Origin of the sequence: Dyadobacter sp. BHUBP1 (assembly GCF_050587785.1) — a bacterium.
Lineage (GTDB): Bacteria > Bacteroidota > Bacteroidia > Cytophagales > Spirosomataceae > Dyadobacter.
The window spans coordinates 810,436-825,274 of record NZ_JBOBIH010000004.1 but is presented as its reverse complement, the minus strand read 5'-3'; the positions used below and the strand labels follow the sequence as shown (position 1 = coordinate 825,274).

Below are 14,839 nucleotides of genomic sequence, written 5' to 3'. Positions count from 1 at the left end.
CATAACAATTATTTAAAACCGGCCGGCCGCCTTACAGCCCGCTATCAAACCATCGCGCCTTATATACATGCATGTCCGGGAACGCAAAGCTGCGTGCGGGCTCGTGGAATTTCACATGGAATGTCCACCAGCTTTCTTCGGGAATGGTGTAAATATATTGCCCGGAGGCGTCGCGGCCCAGGCTTTTGACATTCTCCGCATCCGGGAACCCTTTGATTTTGGCAAACTTTTGCGTCGCCAGGCTGAACAGCCAGGTACCGTGGTGCTCGGTCACAAACAAATCGCCCGACGCATTCGCGGGCTGCAACTCGTGGCCGCCAATGCCGGGGATCGTCCATTTAGCCACCATTTTAAGGCTATTCCCGGAAACGATCTTGTACTCGCGCAACACGTCGTAGCCCAATGCAAAAAGGCTTTGCCGCTTTTCATTCCACACGACGCCGTGCGCCGAATAGAGGCTGTCGGTGTACAGTGGTTTGTCAGGTTGTTTCAGTGAAAAAAGCATGAGTTTGTTCCCTGCGGGTTGTACCGAAGCGGCAGCGGCAATAAGGTCGCCGGGTAGCAGTTCGATCGAATGCGCGTTGGGAACGCTGGCGTGGAAAAGTACCTTTTTGTCCTTCATATCCAGCAACGCAATGGCCCCGCTGGACGACGATACGAGCAACTGCTTCCCTCCGCGAACAGCCTTGCAGTCGTCCATCGTGTTAAATAGCTTCGTCCGGAAATGCTCCGGCAAATCCATTGCCTGGTGCGCGTCCCACGACCAAATAATTTCGGGAATGCTGTCTTTGGATCGGGTATAATCCACCAGCAGCACTTTACTATCGCCGCAAACGAGGAAGGACTTCCTGGGAAAAGACTGCGAAAAAGCAGGGCCGGCGATGGTGACCAAAAGACATGCAGCGCCAATAAGGATTCTGTTCAGCAAACGGGTCATGGAATAGATTATCACTGTTAAAAAATTGAACTACCGCGAAGTTAGCGTCGCAGCCAGCGAATTACCTTCAAAAAGCGCTATCCGCCTGAAAAATAATGTATTCTTAACAATTTGGAATTATCCTGACCACACGCTCCCCGTAGTTTTGGGCGTACCAACCGGCGCTATATGTGGGCTCATTTATTTTTTGACAAAAACAGGTTCCTGAAATCCGTCTCCTGGCTTTTTATTCTCTTCTTCCTGACAGAAGCCACTCCCGCCACCCGCGAAATGCCCGAACAGCCTGGTAGCTATCCGGCCCAATGGGCGTCGGATTCGGCCAACGCGGGCAGTTTCTCCGTCATTACCTACAACATCGCCGGGCTTCCCCAGCTCATTTGCAGCGCCGCCACGCCCCGAAAAGAAAGCATTTCCGCCATAGGCCGCCTGCTCAACCGTTTCGACATCGCGCATGTCCAGGAGGATTTCAATTACAATCAATATTTATACAATGGCGGCAATACCCATCGCTTCCGTACACCTACCAAAGGGGCGGTCATGACGGGTGATGGCCTCAATACCCTCTCCAACTTTCCGGTAAAACAACTCCGCCGCATTGCATGGACGGACTGCACCGGCGCAGATTGCCTTACGCCCAAAGGTTTCACCTATACACGCATTGAAATTGCCCCTAACCGCTTTATCGATTTCTACAACGTACACGCAAACGCGTACAACCATCCGCGTGCCGCGCTGGCGCGCCGCCGCAATATGGAACAACTATCGGCTTACATTCGCCAGCATTCGGCCAGCAACGCCGTGATCGTCATGGGTGACTTGAACGGCCGGTACAGTTTCGGACAGGATAATGTGGATTGGTTGTTGAAGGAGAATGCGCTTTCCGATCCATGGATCAGCCTGCATGGCAAAAATCAGCTGCCCGCCCGCAGTAATACCATCCCTTCGAACGACATCCTTAGTCTGACAGACTCCTCGGAAACAATCGACAAGATACTGTTTAGGAGCAGCGCATTCATTCAACTCAAACCATCAGCCTATGCGTTGGAGAAGGCGATGTTCACCAATGCAAAAGGTCTTCCCCTGTCGGACCATCACCCTGTTTCGGCCCGGTTTGAATGGAAAATCATGAATGACGTAATCGCCTACGACTGAACCAGCCATACGCGGCGCTGTCGAATGCAGGCCCCGCGAGTACGTTGGACATCGCCTCGGGCAAAGGCTCACGCTGTCGTGGATCGTAAAAAAGGTTGGGCGATTAATCGTTTGATAATTCATCGGACGCCGCTTGCTGGTTCTTCGCGCGGAAAAGTAGTTTAGCACTTTGAACCTATCTATGTTTAGCGCCATATCGATTTAAATCGACATGGCCGGGCGTGCTGTTCTCGTCAGGTTCGGTAACATTCTGATACTGCTAAACTTGGTTATCATGAAAACGCACATTACTATTTTGTCTGCGGTACTTTCTGCATTTACGTTTCTCGCTTGTTTCAATGTGGCAAGACAAGACATCCAGCCCCAGGAGCCGGAGTTTATGGCCAAACCGCTCGACTCCCTGAATCCGCTGATCGTAGCAGAAATAACAAGGCCGGTTAAAGCCGACCCATCTTTCAGTTGGGCACCCGAACCGGGTTCCGTCGACCTTGGAAGCCTTAAAACCACCTCCGGCAAAGAACCCGTACTGATGGTGATCGGCGAAGCCCGCGCTGCCGGTTACCGGGATGGCGGCTTGTATCGGCAAGGGCAGCTTACATCCTATCCCAACCTGCTTGCCCGGCAAATGGGCCTTGCTAACTTCGATCCAGGGCTTTTTGAGAAAGAAGAAGGCAATGGATCTGGATATTTCGTGCAGGATCCCGCCTCGACATTGCCTAACTGGTCGAAGGTTACCAACAATCTTGCATTTAGCGATCAAAAGACTATGCGAATGAAGCCATATGCTGGCGGAGTGGTGCATAATGTTTCCGTTCCGGGGAATGGTATTACTAAATATGTATTAAACCTGCATACACTTTATAATGAAGTTATTGATTTCCAAAAAAACAGCCCCACACCCATTTCCGCGCTTACTGCCAATTATTTGTGGACAACCGGAATGGTGCCCCTTGCACTGATTAACCGAATCGTTCCCGAGGAAAAACCGAATGTCTGGGCGCATTTAAATCAAATGGATCCGGACATCGGCATGATCGACCTTAACGCCGACCTTTTCACGATGGCATATATCGGCGGGGGACAGTCAGGGATTATGGGTTCCAGAGAAGTTTTACCCGAGCGGCAGGCTATCGAATATTTTCGAAAGAAGAATGCCCGGTACGTTCACATGACCGTCCCGGATGTGCTTGACTTTCCCTATTTCAAATGGTTTACACTAAAGCGACTCACTGAGCGGACAAAAAATCCGATCTATTCCAATTGGGGTTCCGGGAGCGTATTAGCGGATAACAGAACGGTATTTCTGCCGACTTTTAACGTCATCAATGTCCTCAACGGCAACCCTTTTGAAACGCTGGAAGAATATGACGTGATTCTACCGGCTGAAATCTCGAAGCCCGAATGGCACAACGACTCCGAAATTGCCGCCTATGCCCGCGAATTCGGCCACCCATTAGTCGATTTTTACAGCATTTACAAACAAATCGTCAACGGCACTTACATCACTGACGACGGTTTTCGCATCGATCCATCCTACCCCAACGGCAATTTCTTTTCGGCCGATGGCATTCACCCCACCGCAATCGGTCAGGCCGTGCTGGCGAATGAGGTGATTAAAGTACTGAATAAGAACTTCCAGGCTAAGATTCCGCTGATTAATATAGGGGTGTTTGCGTCGGAGATTGAAAAAGTTAAATGAGTGCTTTCACCATTAACACATTTGCAGAATGGAAAAACTTACACATCCGTGCCGGACTTTAACGGTAGCAGCTATACTTATTTTATCATTGGCATGTGAACAAGTGCATGCATACACATTACCGTGTTAGATCAGTCGGGGAATTCCGTTCAAAACGTCATGGATGGACTTCACAAGGTCGGCAAATTCGAATACAGAATAAAAACCGACCTGCGCCCAGGCACCTACTTTTGTCAATTGCAGGCAGAGATGATCGGCATCACGCACCGTTTCTTTGTTGCAGAGTAAAAAACTTTTCCCCAAAGTCCCACTTTTCTTAACCTAGGTTAATGTTTCCGGTTTCCCGCTGGTCTAGTTTTGTCATATCAAATCAAGCACAACAAGACAAAACGAAATAAGTACTCAATCTCAAAAACCTTTTAAGATCATGGAAACTCTGAATATCATCGACCCAGCCAACGACCCTGCCATTTTTGAAGATGTAAGAACTTTTCTCAATGCCCTGAACTCGGGAGGCGGCACCCCGCTGGAACAGCTCTCGCCCGCAGATGCACGAAATGTGCTCACAGGCGCTCAAAATTCCGTTGAAGTGGATTTGTCGGGCATCGAAACCAGTGAAAAAACCATTACACAAGACGGTCTTACCGTTAAATTGGATATCGTAAAACCTGCCGGTACAACCGAAAAACTGCCGGTATTCATCTTCATTCACGGCGGTGGTTGGGTATTGGGCGACTTCCCTACCCACAAACGCATTGTCCGCGACCTCGTGGTTTACTCCGGTGCTGCGGCCGTATTTGTGAACTATACCCCATCGCCCGAAGCGAAATATCCGGTGGCGATCAACGAAATATACGCGGCAACCAAATGGGTAGCCGAACATGGCGACGAAATCAACGTCGACGGCAGCAGGCTGGTAGTGGCCGGTAACAGCGTAGGCGGCGACATGGCTGCCGTTACCGCCCTGAAAGCCAAAGACAATAATGGCCCCGAAATCAAATTGCAGGTGCTCCTCTGGCCGGTAACCGACGCCAACTTCGAGACCGTTTCCTACAACCAGTTTGCCGAAGGCCGCTTCCTGACCAAAAACATGATGAAATGGTTCTGGGATAACTACACTACTGACCCCGAAGATAGAAAACACCGCTACGCTTCCCCATTGCAAGCTACTACCGAACAGTTGCAGGGCCTGCCTCCTGCCCTCGTGCAGACCGCCGAAAACGATGTCCTCCGCGACGAAGGCGAAGCATATGCCCGCAAATTGGAGGCGGCCGGTGTCAAAACCACGTTGGCAAGATATCAGGGCCTGATCCACGATTACGGTTTGCTGAACCCGCTGGCCAATGTACCAGCCGTTCAGGGAGCGCTCCTTCAAGCCGGTGCCGCTATCCGCGAGGCATTGAAGTAATTTAGAACATACTACTACGCGAAAACGGGTTATGCGAGAGTGTAACCCGTTTTTTATATTTTATCATTTTTAGTAATCAGATTATCAATTAATTATAAATATCTTATAAAAAATAAAACAATAGAATGAAATATATCGGTCATTTCCGGTGTCTAGATTTTGAGTAAGCGGCTAAATTGCCGCACTTAAATCCTTTCAGTGATTCTATGACGCAAAGACAAATTGGGGCAATTGCCGTATTTTCAGGTTATCTGCTCCTCGCCATTACAGTATACCGATGGCAATTATTCACACACTTCGTTTGGACCATCCTGCTGTTCAAAACACTGGTTCCCATTGCATTTGTGCTCTTCTGCTGGTCGGTTACCCGCTTGATGAAACTACCGTTCTGGACGGCACTGCTGATTCCCGCGCTTGTGGAAACAGCCTCCTGGTTTTATATCCAACACACGATTGAAGTCAATCAGCATACCGACCGGCATGAGGTGGGTGTGCTCGAAAAATGGATCAATTACCGCGACGTGATCCAGTTCAACCGACATTTTGCCAGCTACTCGCCCGATCTCGGCTATGTGCTCCGGCCCAACAGCGAAGGCGTACATTCGAGCCTGGAATACAGCAATACCTTCAAAATCAACAGCTTCGGCCTACGTGATGACGAAAAGTCGCTCGATAACCCGGAGCTGGTGTTCCTGGGCGATTCCTTTACTATGGGATGGGGCGTGGACGAAAACCACACCTACGCCGATCTTACGGGCCGGAAACTAGGCGTGAAAACCCTCAATGCCGGGATTTCGTCGTACGGTACCTACCGCGAAATGCTGCTTTTCTCTAAAATCAAGCGGGATTCCGTCAGGCTGGTCGTGCTGCAATACTGCGATAACGACTTTGAAGAAAATGAAGCCCGCAACGAGCCCCGCAATGAACCGCAGCAGCTCACTGCCCGGTCGTTTGCCAACACTGCGACTTTCAACCGCATCAATGAAACCTATTACCCGATGCGCTATACCTACTTTTTTGTCAGGGAAAAGGATTTGCTCAAACGGATCTGGACGAGCCCGGTGCAAGTGTTCCGCGAGATCGGGGGTGCATTGTCCTCGTGGGTAAAAGGCAGACAGCTCGACGTCGTAACGCCGCCGGATATCAAAACACCTGCCGAAACGAAGCCCCAGGCGGAGTATTTTTTCAAGTCGCTCGTCAAAATCCGGAAGTTTTACAAGGGCAATATCGTGGTCATGCATCTCGACGGTCGCTACACCCGCCCCGAAATGATCCGCGCGTTTGAAGCGCAGGCACGGCAAACCGGTGACGGGCATTTGTTCTTCCTGCATACGGACGAGCTCCTCAAAGCACAGGATTATTACCCCGTGGACGGGCATATTAAAGCATCCGGGCATGCAAAGATTTCGGAAGCATTGGTCAAAATGATCGGTGAAAAAGGATTACTCATGCCCTGATATCTCCGCCCACAGTCCGAAAATGCCGGTAACTTCTGTTGTTTTGCAAAGGCGTACTGCGGGTATTTCGCCGGAAATAGCTATGTTAGAACCATCGCTTGAAGTACCCCGGTCATTGCATTCCCATTATGGAGCTGATTCGCTATCTGAAACAACACATCCTATTATCCCCCGAAATGGAAGCCCAGGTACAGGAGGCTTTCAGGCAGGAAGAATTAACTAAAGGCCACCGGCTGTTATCGCCGGACAACTTTTCGCAAAAGGTATTCTATATTGAGAAAGGTGTGGTGCGGACCTATTATGTTAAAGATGGCAAGGATATTACCCATTCATTTATTCTCGAAGGCGCTTTCTTTGTGTCCATTGAAAGTGCCTTTTTCAATAGCCCCTCACCTTATGGCGCCGAAGTTTTAGAGCAGGCCACCATCCGGACCATTCCCTACCCCGATCTCGAGAAGGTGATCGACGGTCACCAGGCATTGCAGAAACTGAGCCGTTTGGTCATGATCAATGCCGTGAAAACGTTTTCGGACAAGCTGTATTCGATCCAGTTCCAATCGGCACAGGAGCGGTACAATTCCATGCTCGAAAAATTCCCCGATATCATGCTCCGCGTACCGCTGGGGCATATCGCCTCTTACCTGGGCATCACACAGGAGACACTAAGCCGGATCAGAGCTGGAAAAGTCTGACATTTTTTCAATATTAGGTTACTTTTTGATTTAGATCAAAAGCATTGCCATCAATCGGGGCCAATTTTGCACCAGGATATTAAACCTAACGGTCGTCCATTCTTATGAAAAGCAATCCTATCTATCTCATTCTCTCGATGGCTGCGCTCGCGGGCTGCAACAAACCCGCCGATCAGGCGAAATCCATTGAAAAACCGCTGCCGGTTATAACCCGGCAGGCGCAGAACATCTCAGCCAACAATCAGATCTCCGTCAGCGGCAACATCGAGGGTAACAAAACGGTACGCCTCGGTTTTATGGTAGGCGGTAAGATCAACTACATCGCCGCCGCAGAAGGCCAGCTCGTGAAGCAAGGCCAGCTGCTATCGAGCCTCGACCCCGGTAATTACAGCATTGCCAAGGAGATAGCCGACGTGCAAGTAGCTCAGATACAGGACGAATACGACCGCCTGAAAGTGATGCACGACCGCCGCAGCCTCAGCGAAAGCGATTTTGCCAAAGTCGGCTTCGGCTTGCAGCAGGCCCGCGCGCAGGAGAAGCTCCACGCGAAAAATTTATCGGATACGAAGCTCTTTGCCCCGATCGGCGGCGTCATGCTGAAAAAAATGGCGGAAGTGGGTGAGATCGTCGGTGTAGGTACCCCGCTTTTTGTCGTATCGGACATCCGCACGGTGAAGGTGAATGCGTATATTCCAGAAAGTGAATTGCACAATATCAAACTCGGACAGGAGGCAAAAGTGCTGGTCTCGTCGCTTAGCGAGACATTTACAGGTAAAGTAATCGAGGTAGGTTCCGCCGCCGACGCGGCCTCCCGGGCCTTTACCATCAAAATAGCCCTGCAAAATCCCAAACTATTAATCCGCCCCGGCATGATCGCCGAGGTGACGTTGGCCTCCAACCAATCCAAAAAAGCGCTGGTATTGCCTACCGAGGCTGTTTTGCGCGACCTCGACAACCAGAGCTACGTTTTCGTGGCCGACCCCGACCGCAAAATCGCTTTGAAAAGAAAAGTGAGCCTCGGGCAACTTACCGACAACCAGATCGAGATTACGTCCGGCATCACCGAAACCGACCGCGTGGTAACCGGCGGGCAGCACAAGCTCACCGACGGCACCGCCATTTCCATCACCCAATAAGCTGCGTTATGAACTTTGTCAAATCATCCCTGAAATATCCGCAGGTGACACTGTCGGTATTGCTGCTGGTGTTTGCGGTAGGCGTTTATTCGCTGCTGAACATGCCCCGGCGTGAAGATCCGAAGATCACCGTACGGCAAGGCCTGGTGCTTGCCTATTTCCCCGGCGCCAACTCCGCGCAAGTGGAAGACCAGGTTACCAAGAAACTCGAACAATACCTTTTCCAATTCGAAGAAATCCGCAAGGATAAAACCTACTCGACGTCACAGGACGGCATGGTGGTGGTGAATGTGGAATTGGGGGAAAATGTCAAAAATCCGGATGTCTTTTGGAGCAAGCTTCGCCACCAGTTGCTGGTGGCCAAGCAGGTAGATTTCCCCAAAGGCGTGCGCGGCCCGATCGTGAACTCCGATTTCGGCGACACCGAAGCATTGGTGATCGGCATCGAAAGCGACAAGGCCACTTATGCGCAGTTGAAAGAATATACCCAGAAACTGGAAGATGTTCTCCGGACGGTCAAATCGGTGTCCAAAATCAAGCGCATCGGCGAACAGAAGGAACAGATCACGGTCACTTCCAGCTCCGAGAAACTTTCTCAATATAATGTCAAACTGTCGTCCGTGGTGCAGGTTTTGCAATCGCAGAACGTGATTAGTCCGACAGGAGATATCAAAACCGCCACGAGCCAGACGCCACTGTACACATCGGGGTATTACAATACCGAAAATGAGATCGCCAACCAGATCGTAGGCGCCTCGAAAACCGGGGAACTGATCCGTCTAGGAGATATCGCGCAGGTGAACCGCGAATACGCGGAGCCCACCAGCAAGACCACCGTGAACGGCCGCAATGCAATGATGCTTGCCATCCAGATGCAGGAAGGGAACAACATTGTGAAGTTTGGGGAAGAAGTGAATGCCAAACTGGCTGACGTGGAGAAGCTGCTGCCGTCGGACGTGACCTTGACGACGATCGTAAACCAGCCGAAGCTCGTAGATGAAAACATTACGCACTTCATCCGCGAATTTTTCCTGGCCATTTTCTCGGTCGTGATTGTCGTGATCCTGCTCCTGCCGATCCGCATTGCCGCGGTTGCCGCGATGGCCATTCCGATGACGATCGCCGTCACATTTGCATTGCTGAATGCATTCGGCATCGAACTGCACCAGGTATCGCTCGCAGCGCTGATCGTCGTGCTTGGGATGGTGGTGGATGACGCCATTGTCATCGCCGACAACTATGTGGAACTTCTCGACGAAGGTATCGACCGCTGGACAGCCGCCTGGCGCAGCGCCACCGACCTGGTAATCCCAGTCCTGGCCGCCACGGTAACCATTATTGCCTCGTTCATGCCGATGGTTATCCTGACCGGCTCCGTAGGCGAGTTCATCCATGCATTGCCCATTACGGTGGCCATTGCATTGGCAGCCTCGTTCATTGTGGCCATGATCCTGACCCCCCTGCTTTGCTATACCTTCATCAAAAAAGGTCTCCACGACCACAGCGCGGAGGAATCCGACAAAAAGAAACGCATTACCCTGCTCGACCGCATGCAGAACGGCTACAACGCCGCCCTCGAATGGTGCGTGAGACATTCGGCGCTGACGATTGGTGTCAGTTTGCTCACTGTCGTACTGTCGCTTTTTGTATATCAAGGCATTAAGCAGAAATTTTTCCCGGCCGCTGAAAGGAACCAGTTTGTGATCGAACTGTGGATGCCGACCGGCACCAAACTCGACCAGACCAGCCAGGCGATCCTGAAAGCGGAAAAACTTGTCAAAGGCGACCCGCGCGTGACCTCCTACGCTACGTTCACGGGCACGAGCGCACCGAGATTTTACTACAACTTTTCCCCCGAAGTGCCGGTTACCAACTATGCGCAAATTCTGATCAACACCACCGACGAGAAGACGGCAGAGGCATTTGCCCACGAACTCGAAGGCAAAGTAGCCGCGTTGATCCCCGAAGGTTCTCCGCAGGTGAAGCTGATGCAGCAAGGCTCGCCTTATAAGTCGCCTGTGGAAGTGCGCATTGTGGGCGATGACGTTGCCCGTCTCAAAGCGATTGGTTTGCAGGTACAGGAAATTCTCAAAAATGCGAAAGGCAGCGCGATGGTCCGCCCCGATTTTCGCGAGGATTATTACGGGATCAGCATTCAGCTTAAAGATGAGGCCAACAAGCTCGGCTTTACCACCGGCAGCATTTCGCAAATGGTGTACACCGGTTTCAATGGCGCCCCCATTTCAACCATGTACGAAGGCAACAACCCGCTCGACATTGTTTTCCGCCTCGACGAGCGTAACCGCCAGTCGTCCGATAACCTGGAAAATATATACCTGGCCTCGCCCGTAACAGACGCCAACGTGCCGCTACGCCAGATCGCCGACTTGAAACCGCAATGGCAAACCGGCAAGATCATGCACCGCAACGGCGTGCGGACGCTCACCATCCTGAGCGAAACCGAAGACGACGTTCTGCCGGCCGAGCTCGTTAAAGAGGTGAAAGACAAAATCGCGGACATTCCACTGCCCGCAGGCTACCGGATCGAGTACGGCGGCGAGCAGTTCAACAAGAATGAGACATTCAGCCAGATGATCGTGGTGCTGGTAATCAGCCTGGTACTCATTTTCTTCATCCTGTTGTTCCAGTTCCGCAGCCTCAAAGAAGCCGCGCTGGTAATGCTCACGATCCCGCTCAGCTTGTTCGGAGCGCTGATGGGCCTCTATATCACGCATAACAACTTCGGATTCACGGCATTTGTGGGCCTGATCAGTCTCTCGGGAATTGTGGTACGGAACGCGATCATCCTGGTGGACCATACCAACGAGCTGCTCGGTCACGGCATGGACATCCGCACGGCAGCCATCGAATCGGGCAAGCGCCGTTTGCGTCCGATATTCCTCACAGCGATGGCCGCAGCGATCGGCGTGCTGCCGATGATCTTGTCAGGATCGCCGATGTGGAGCCCGCTCGCGAGCGTGATCGCCGTCGGGGTGATCTGGTCGATGGTCATGGCGCTGCTCACAGTGCCAGTGCTGTACATCGCGATGATCAAACCGCATGATAAAAAAGACCTGATGGTAACCCCTGTTGCTGAACACCATGAAAACTAAGCTGATATTCCCGATACTCACACTCTGCGCAGTTGCCCTGGACCCCGTGTACGCACAGCAGGCGCAGCCGCTCACGCTCGAACAGGCCGTAGAGATGGCATTGCAGAACAACCATTTACTGAATGTGCGCAAGTTGCAGGTAGCTGAAAAAGAGGCCAAAGTAGCCGAGGATGCGATTAAGCGCTATCCGGTCGCTTCGGTGAGTTCCTCCTACCAGTACAATGCCAATCTCGGCCAATTGGTGATCGAGCAGGGCTCCTTCGGCACGCTGCCCCTCGGCGGCACTACGGTTGCATTGCCGAATGAGGAAAAGACCTTTCCTTTGGGTAAACACCACAATTTCAATGCAGGCGTAACGCTCTATCAGCCGATCACCCAGCTTGGCAAGATCAAAACGGGCATTGAAGTGGCGAAAACCGATGCCGAACTGGCACGCCACGAGCAATCGAAGGCGTCGTTACAGATCAGGCAGGCGATCGAGAAGCTGTATTATGGTTTGCTGATCACCCAAAAGCAGCAGGAAGAGGCGAATGCGAAAATCAAGCTGGCGCAAATGCGGCTGTATGATGTGGAAAGCGCATTGCTTTCGGGCAAAACCATTGATGTGAACAAAGCCGGCCTACAAGCGAACATCGCCGACGAGGAACAGAATCTCCTGAAACTCCGCATTCAAACCGAAGATTACACAGCCGATTTGAAACAACTGACAGGCATTGATGCAGATAGTGTGACGCTCGCACCGGTAACCAACATGACCATTGCATCCGGTACCCTCGACACCTACCTGACGAACGCAGCCACGTCCAACAATGATATCAAAATCGCCAACCTGACGGAGATCAAAACCCAGAAGGCCATCCGCGCAGCCGAGCAGAGTAACCTGCCCGACATCGGCCTGGTAGCAGGCTACTCCTACCAGACCGGCAACCTGCTTTTCCCGAACAACAACCCGTTCGTAGGTGCGCAATTCAAATGGAATATCCAGGACCTGGTCGCTAACAAGCAGGTGATCCGCCAGCGGCATTTCCTGAGCCAGCAAGCGCGTGAAAACCTGCTCAATACCCAAAATCAGGTCAAAAACGATGTTTCGAAGACCCACCGGAAGCTCACACAAGCCACTGCGCTGATCGCCGTGGCCGAAAAAGCAGTAAAATACCGCACCGAAGAGCTCAAAGTGCAGACCGACAGGCAAGCATCCGGCTTGAACCTGGAAGCGGATATCCTCAACACGCGCTCCCTATTGGCCAAAGCGGAGGCCGATTTGCTGGCAGCACAGCTGAATTACCGGCTGGCGCACTCGGATTTGCAGCGATTGGCCGGGGAGTGATTGGGCTTAATAATTGAGACCGAGGTAGAATTAAGGGGGTAGAAGGTCACACTTCGTGTCACCCTGAGCGTAGTTGAAGGGCATTTGCGTGATGCAGATACCCCTTCGACCTGCGCTCAGGGTGACAGCTTAGTAACCATATACAACTTCGTTTTACTCAATTTTCGTCAGCGGCGGCACATTCCGGTTCGCACCGTCATAACCAACATTCTGGTTGATCACACCCTTTGTATTGGCCGTAATCACCAGTGACGGGATCGGCCATAGCACATGGAATGGCGCCATGTTCGCGGTATTACCCAGCAGCTGTATCTTTTTCTCATAGGTATTGTTGTACCGCATTACCCGGTCGAAATAGTAGTTCTTTTCGCTGAAATTGGTCAGGCTGTAACCATTGATCCCCGCTTTGGCCATGATGTACGATATGCGGACGAGCTCCGAATGGCGCGGTTCCTCTGCGAAAAGCTCCCTTGCGCGCTCATGCAGGATAAAGTCGATGGATACCTCGCCTGCTGTAATGGGCAGTGCTTTGGCACGTTCGCGCACCTTGTTAATGTCGTCGGCGGCCAGTGCGGGCTGGTTTTTCCAGAAATAGGCCTCGGCACGGAGCAGGTAGGTTTCGGCCAGGCGAAAAATATACCAGTCGCCGTTGCCGCCCATCGGCGTCGCTTTCGGGTCATCCTGGGGATTGTACATAATGTAATGCGGCATCGCGTACACGTGCTTGAACGTATCTACCTGCGCGGCGAGGAATTGGGTATTAACGGGTTTGCCGAAATCGACCGACGCCGGGTTATTGTATTTCAGTTCATGAATATCCACCCAATTGATATCCGCTCGCCGCAAATCGGGCGTGTTGCGCCAGGTACTGCCTTTGTATGCCCAGATATCATATTGGTAATAGCCCGTCAGCCTGATGTTGGCATTGCCGCGGCCCAGTGAATCGTACATAGGCCCGCTGGCTACCATGCCCGGCTTCCCCTGGCTGTCGAGTACCTGCGGCTGGAACCACTGACAATTGTAGAGCCGCATGGTATAAAGGCCCACGGAGCGCGCGGCCGGCGGCGCCTCGTAACGGTCGATGGACGCCAGAATGGTCTCTGTATTCTGGGCAATGCTGAAATTCTTGGCACGGTGCAGGTCCCAGATGAGGTTGCGATAACCCTTCGTAGCATCGATCCCGAAACGCTGTGTCATCAAGGCGTATGGACCGTTAATCACCTTGTTAGCTGCTTCAATAGCCTTGTCGTATTCCAGATTGGCGAGGTAGATCTTCGTCAGCAAATGATTTGCAGCCCCTTTGGTGATCACGCCCGGTTTAGCGGTGACCGGCAGCCATTCGGCGGCAAACTCAACGTCCGTCTTGATCTTTTCCAGGATCGTCCAGCGGCTATGGGTCTGAAAATCGAGCTTCGCCTCCGCTATTTCAGCCCCCAGAAACGGCACATCGCCGTAGGAATTTACGAGCCGGTAATACCAGTAAGCCCTGTGCCAAAGCGCCTCCGCCAAAATGGCATTTCGCTCCTGATCCGACTGCCATTTAATGTCGTCGATCCTGCTGATGAGTACGTTACAGTTTTTAATAGAAGAATAAATGACCGTAAACATCGTCAGGAAGCGATAGTACTGGTCGGTATTGGGTGTAAGATTGTAAAAATCAAGCTGCGACCACGGCGATGCCAGATCGGAAGCGGCAAATTCCATCGTCAGGTTCGGCATGGCGCCGGTAGTTTCGTTTTTGAGGTCCTTGCGCATGGTAATCAGCAATGCCTCCATCCCGGCCTTATCGACGAACACTTTCTCCGGGCTGAAAAACGACAGCGGCTCCGGTTTCAGCCAGTCCTTGTCGCAAGCCGACTGGCTTAGCAGCAAAACAAATAATATGAGGTATCGAAAGACTTTCATAATGCTCAGGTTA

The 14,839-nt window shown here is 51.8% G+C and carries 10 protein-coding genes; 8 read left to right on the top strand and 2 right to left on the bottom strand.

The window, feature by feature from the left end; genetic code table 11:
• Positions 1-31: 31 nt before the first annotated feature.
• A complete protein-coding gene (locus ACQ4MZ_RS19785; protein WP_430847664.1) occupies positions 32-937 on the bottom strand; it encodes a DUF6528 family protein in 906 nt (301 codons plus the stop codon).
• Positions 938-1,105: 168 nt separating this feature from the next.
• Between ACQ4MZ_RS19785 and ACQ4MZ_RS19780 the strand changes: the two genes are divergently transcribed.
• From ACQ4MZ_RS19780 to ACQ4MZ_RS19745, 8 genes are all read left to right on the top strand, one after another.
• Positions 1,106-2,089, top strand: coding sequence for an endonuclease/exonuclease/phosphatase family protein (locus ACQ4MZ_RS19780; protein ID WP_430847662.1), 984 nt, complete (start codon positions 1,106-1,108; stop codon positions 2,087-2,089).
• 274 nt (positions 2,090-2,363) lie between these two features.
• Positions 2,364-3,788: a hypothetical protein gene (locus tag ACQ4MZ_RS19775; protein ID WP_430847660.1), complete on the top strand. Its 1,425-nt coding sequence runs from the start codon at positions 2,364-2,366 to the stop codon at positions 3,786-3,788.
• Positions 3,789-4,215: 427 nt separating this feature from the next.
• Complete coding sequence (locus ACQ4MZ_RS19770; protein WP_430847658.1) at positions 4,216-5,196, top strand: alpha/beta hydrolase; 981 nt, start codon at positions 4,216-4,218, stop codon at positions 5,194-5,196.
• Positions 5,197-5,402: 206 nt separating this feature from the next.
• Entirely contained in the window at positions 5,403-6,653 is a 1,251-nt protein-coding gene (locus ACQ4MZ_RS19765; protein WP_430847656.1) for a hypothetical protein, read from the top strand.
• 128 nt (positions 6,654-6,781) lie between these two features.
• Positions 6,782-7,345 carry a Crp/Fnr family transcriptional regulator gene (locus tag ACQ4MZ_RS19760; protein WP_430847654.1) on the top strand — a complete coding sequence of 188 codons (564 nt, stop codon included), beginning with the start codon at positions 6,782-6,784 and terminating at the stop codon, positions 7,343-7,345.
• 104 nt (positions 7,346-7,449) lie between these two features.
• Complete coding sequence (locus ACQ4MZ_RS19755; protein WP_430847652.1) at positions 7,450-8,481, top strand: efflux RND transporter periplasmic adaptor subunit; 1,032 nt, start codon at positions 7,450-7,452, stop codon at positions 8,479-8,481.
• 8 nt (positions 8,482-8,489) lie between these two features.
• Positions 8,490-11,594, top strand: a complete 3,105-nt coding sequence (locus ACQ4MZ_RS19750) for an efflux RND transporter permease subunit (protein WP_430847650.1) — start codon at positions 8,490-8,492, stop codon at positions 11,592-11,594.
• Positions 11,584-12,921 carry a TolC family protein gene (locus ACQ4MZ_RS19745; protein ID WP_430847648.1) on the top strand — a complete coding sequence of 446 codons (1,338 nt, stop codon included), beginning with the start codon at positions 11,584-11,586 and terminating at the stop codon, positions 12,919-12,921. Before ACQ4MZ_RS19750 ends, ACQ4MZ_RS19745 begins: the two co-directional genes overlap by 11 nt.
• Before the next feature lie 153 nt (positions 12,922-13,074).
• Here ACQ4MZ_RS19745 and ACQ4MZ_RS19740 read toward each other — a convergent pair whose 3' ends face one another.
• On the bottom strand, positions 13,075-14,826 hold the full coding sequence (locus ACQ4MZ_RS19740) for a RagB/SusD family nutrient uptake outer membrane protein (RefSeq protein ID WP_430847646.1): 1,752 nt from the start codon (positions 14,824-14,826) through the stop codon (positions 13,075-13,077).
• Between the last annotated feature and the right edge of the window lie 13 nt (positions 14,827-14,839).

Bases quoted from the DNA above. Each gene is read 5' to 3' on its own strand.
- ACQ4MZ_RS19785 (WP_430847664.1), bottom strand. From the start codon at position 937: ATGACCCGTTTGCTGAACAGAATCCTTATTGGCGCTGCATGTCTTTTG.
- ACQ4MZ_RS19780 (WP_430847662.1), top strand. From the start codon at position 1,106: ATGTGGGCTCATTTATTTTTTGACAAAAACAGGTTCCTGAAATCCGTC.
- ACQ4MZ_RS19775 (WP_430847660.1), top strand. From the start codon at position 2,364: ATGAAAACGCACATTACTATTTTGTCTGCGGTACTTTCTGCATTTACG.
- ACQ4MZ_RS19770 (WP_430847658.1), top strand. From the start codon at position 4,216: ATGGAAACTCTGAATATCATCGACCCAGCCAACGACCCTGCCATTTTT.
- ACQ4MZ_RS19765 (WP_430847656.1), top strand. From the start codon at position 5,403: ATGACGCAAAGACAAATTGGGGCAATTGCCGTATTTTCAGGTTATCTG.
- ACQ4MZ_RS19760 (WP_430847654.1), top strand. From the start codon at position 6,782: ATGGAGCTGATTCGCTATCTGAAACAACACATCCTATTATCCCCCGAA.
- ACQ4MZ_RS19755 (WP_430847652.1), top strand. From the start codon at position 7,450: ATGAAAAGCAATCCTATCTATCTCATTCTCTCGATGGCTGCGCTCGCG.
- ACQ4MZ_RS19750 (WP_430847650.1), top strand. From the start codon at position 8,490: ATGAACTTTGTCAAATCATCCCTGAAATATCCGCAGGTGACACTGTCG.
- ACQ4MZ_RS19745 (WP_430847648.1), top strand. From the start codon at position 11,584: ATGAAAACTAAGCTGATATTCCCGATACTCACACTCTGCGCAGTTGCC.
- ACQ4MZ_RS19740 (WP_430847646.1), bottom strand. From the start codon at position 14,826: ATGAAAGTCTTTCGATACCTCATATTATTTGTTTTGCTGCTAAGCCAG.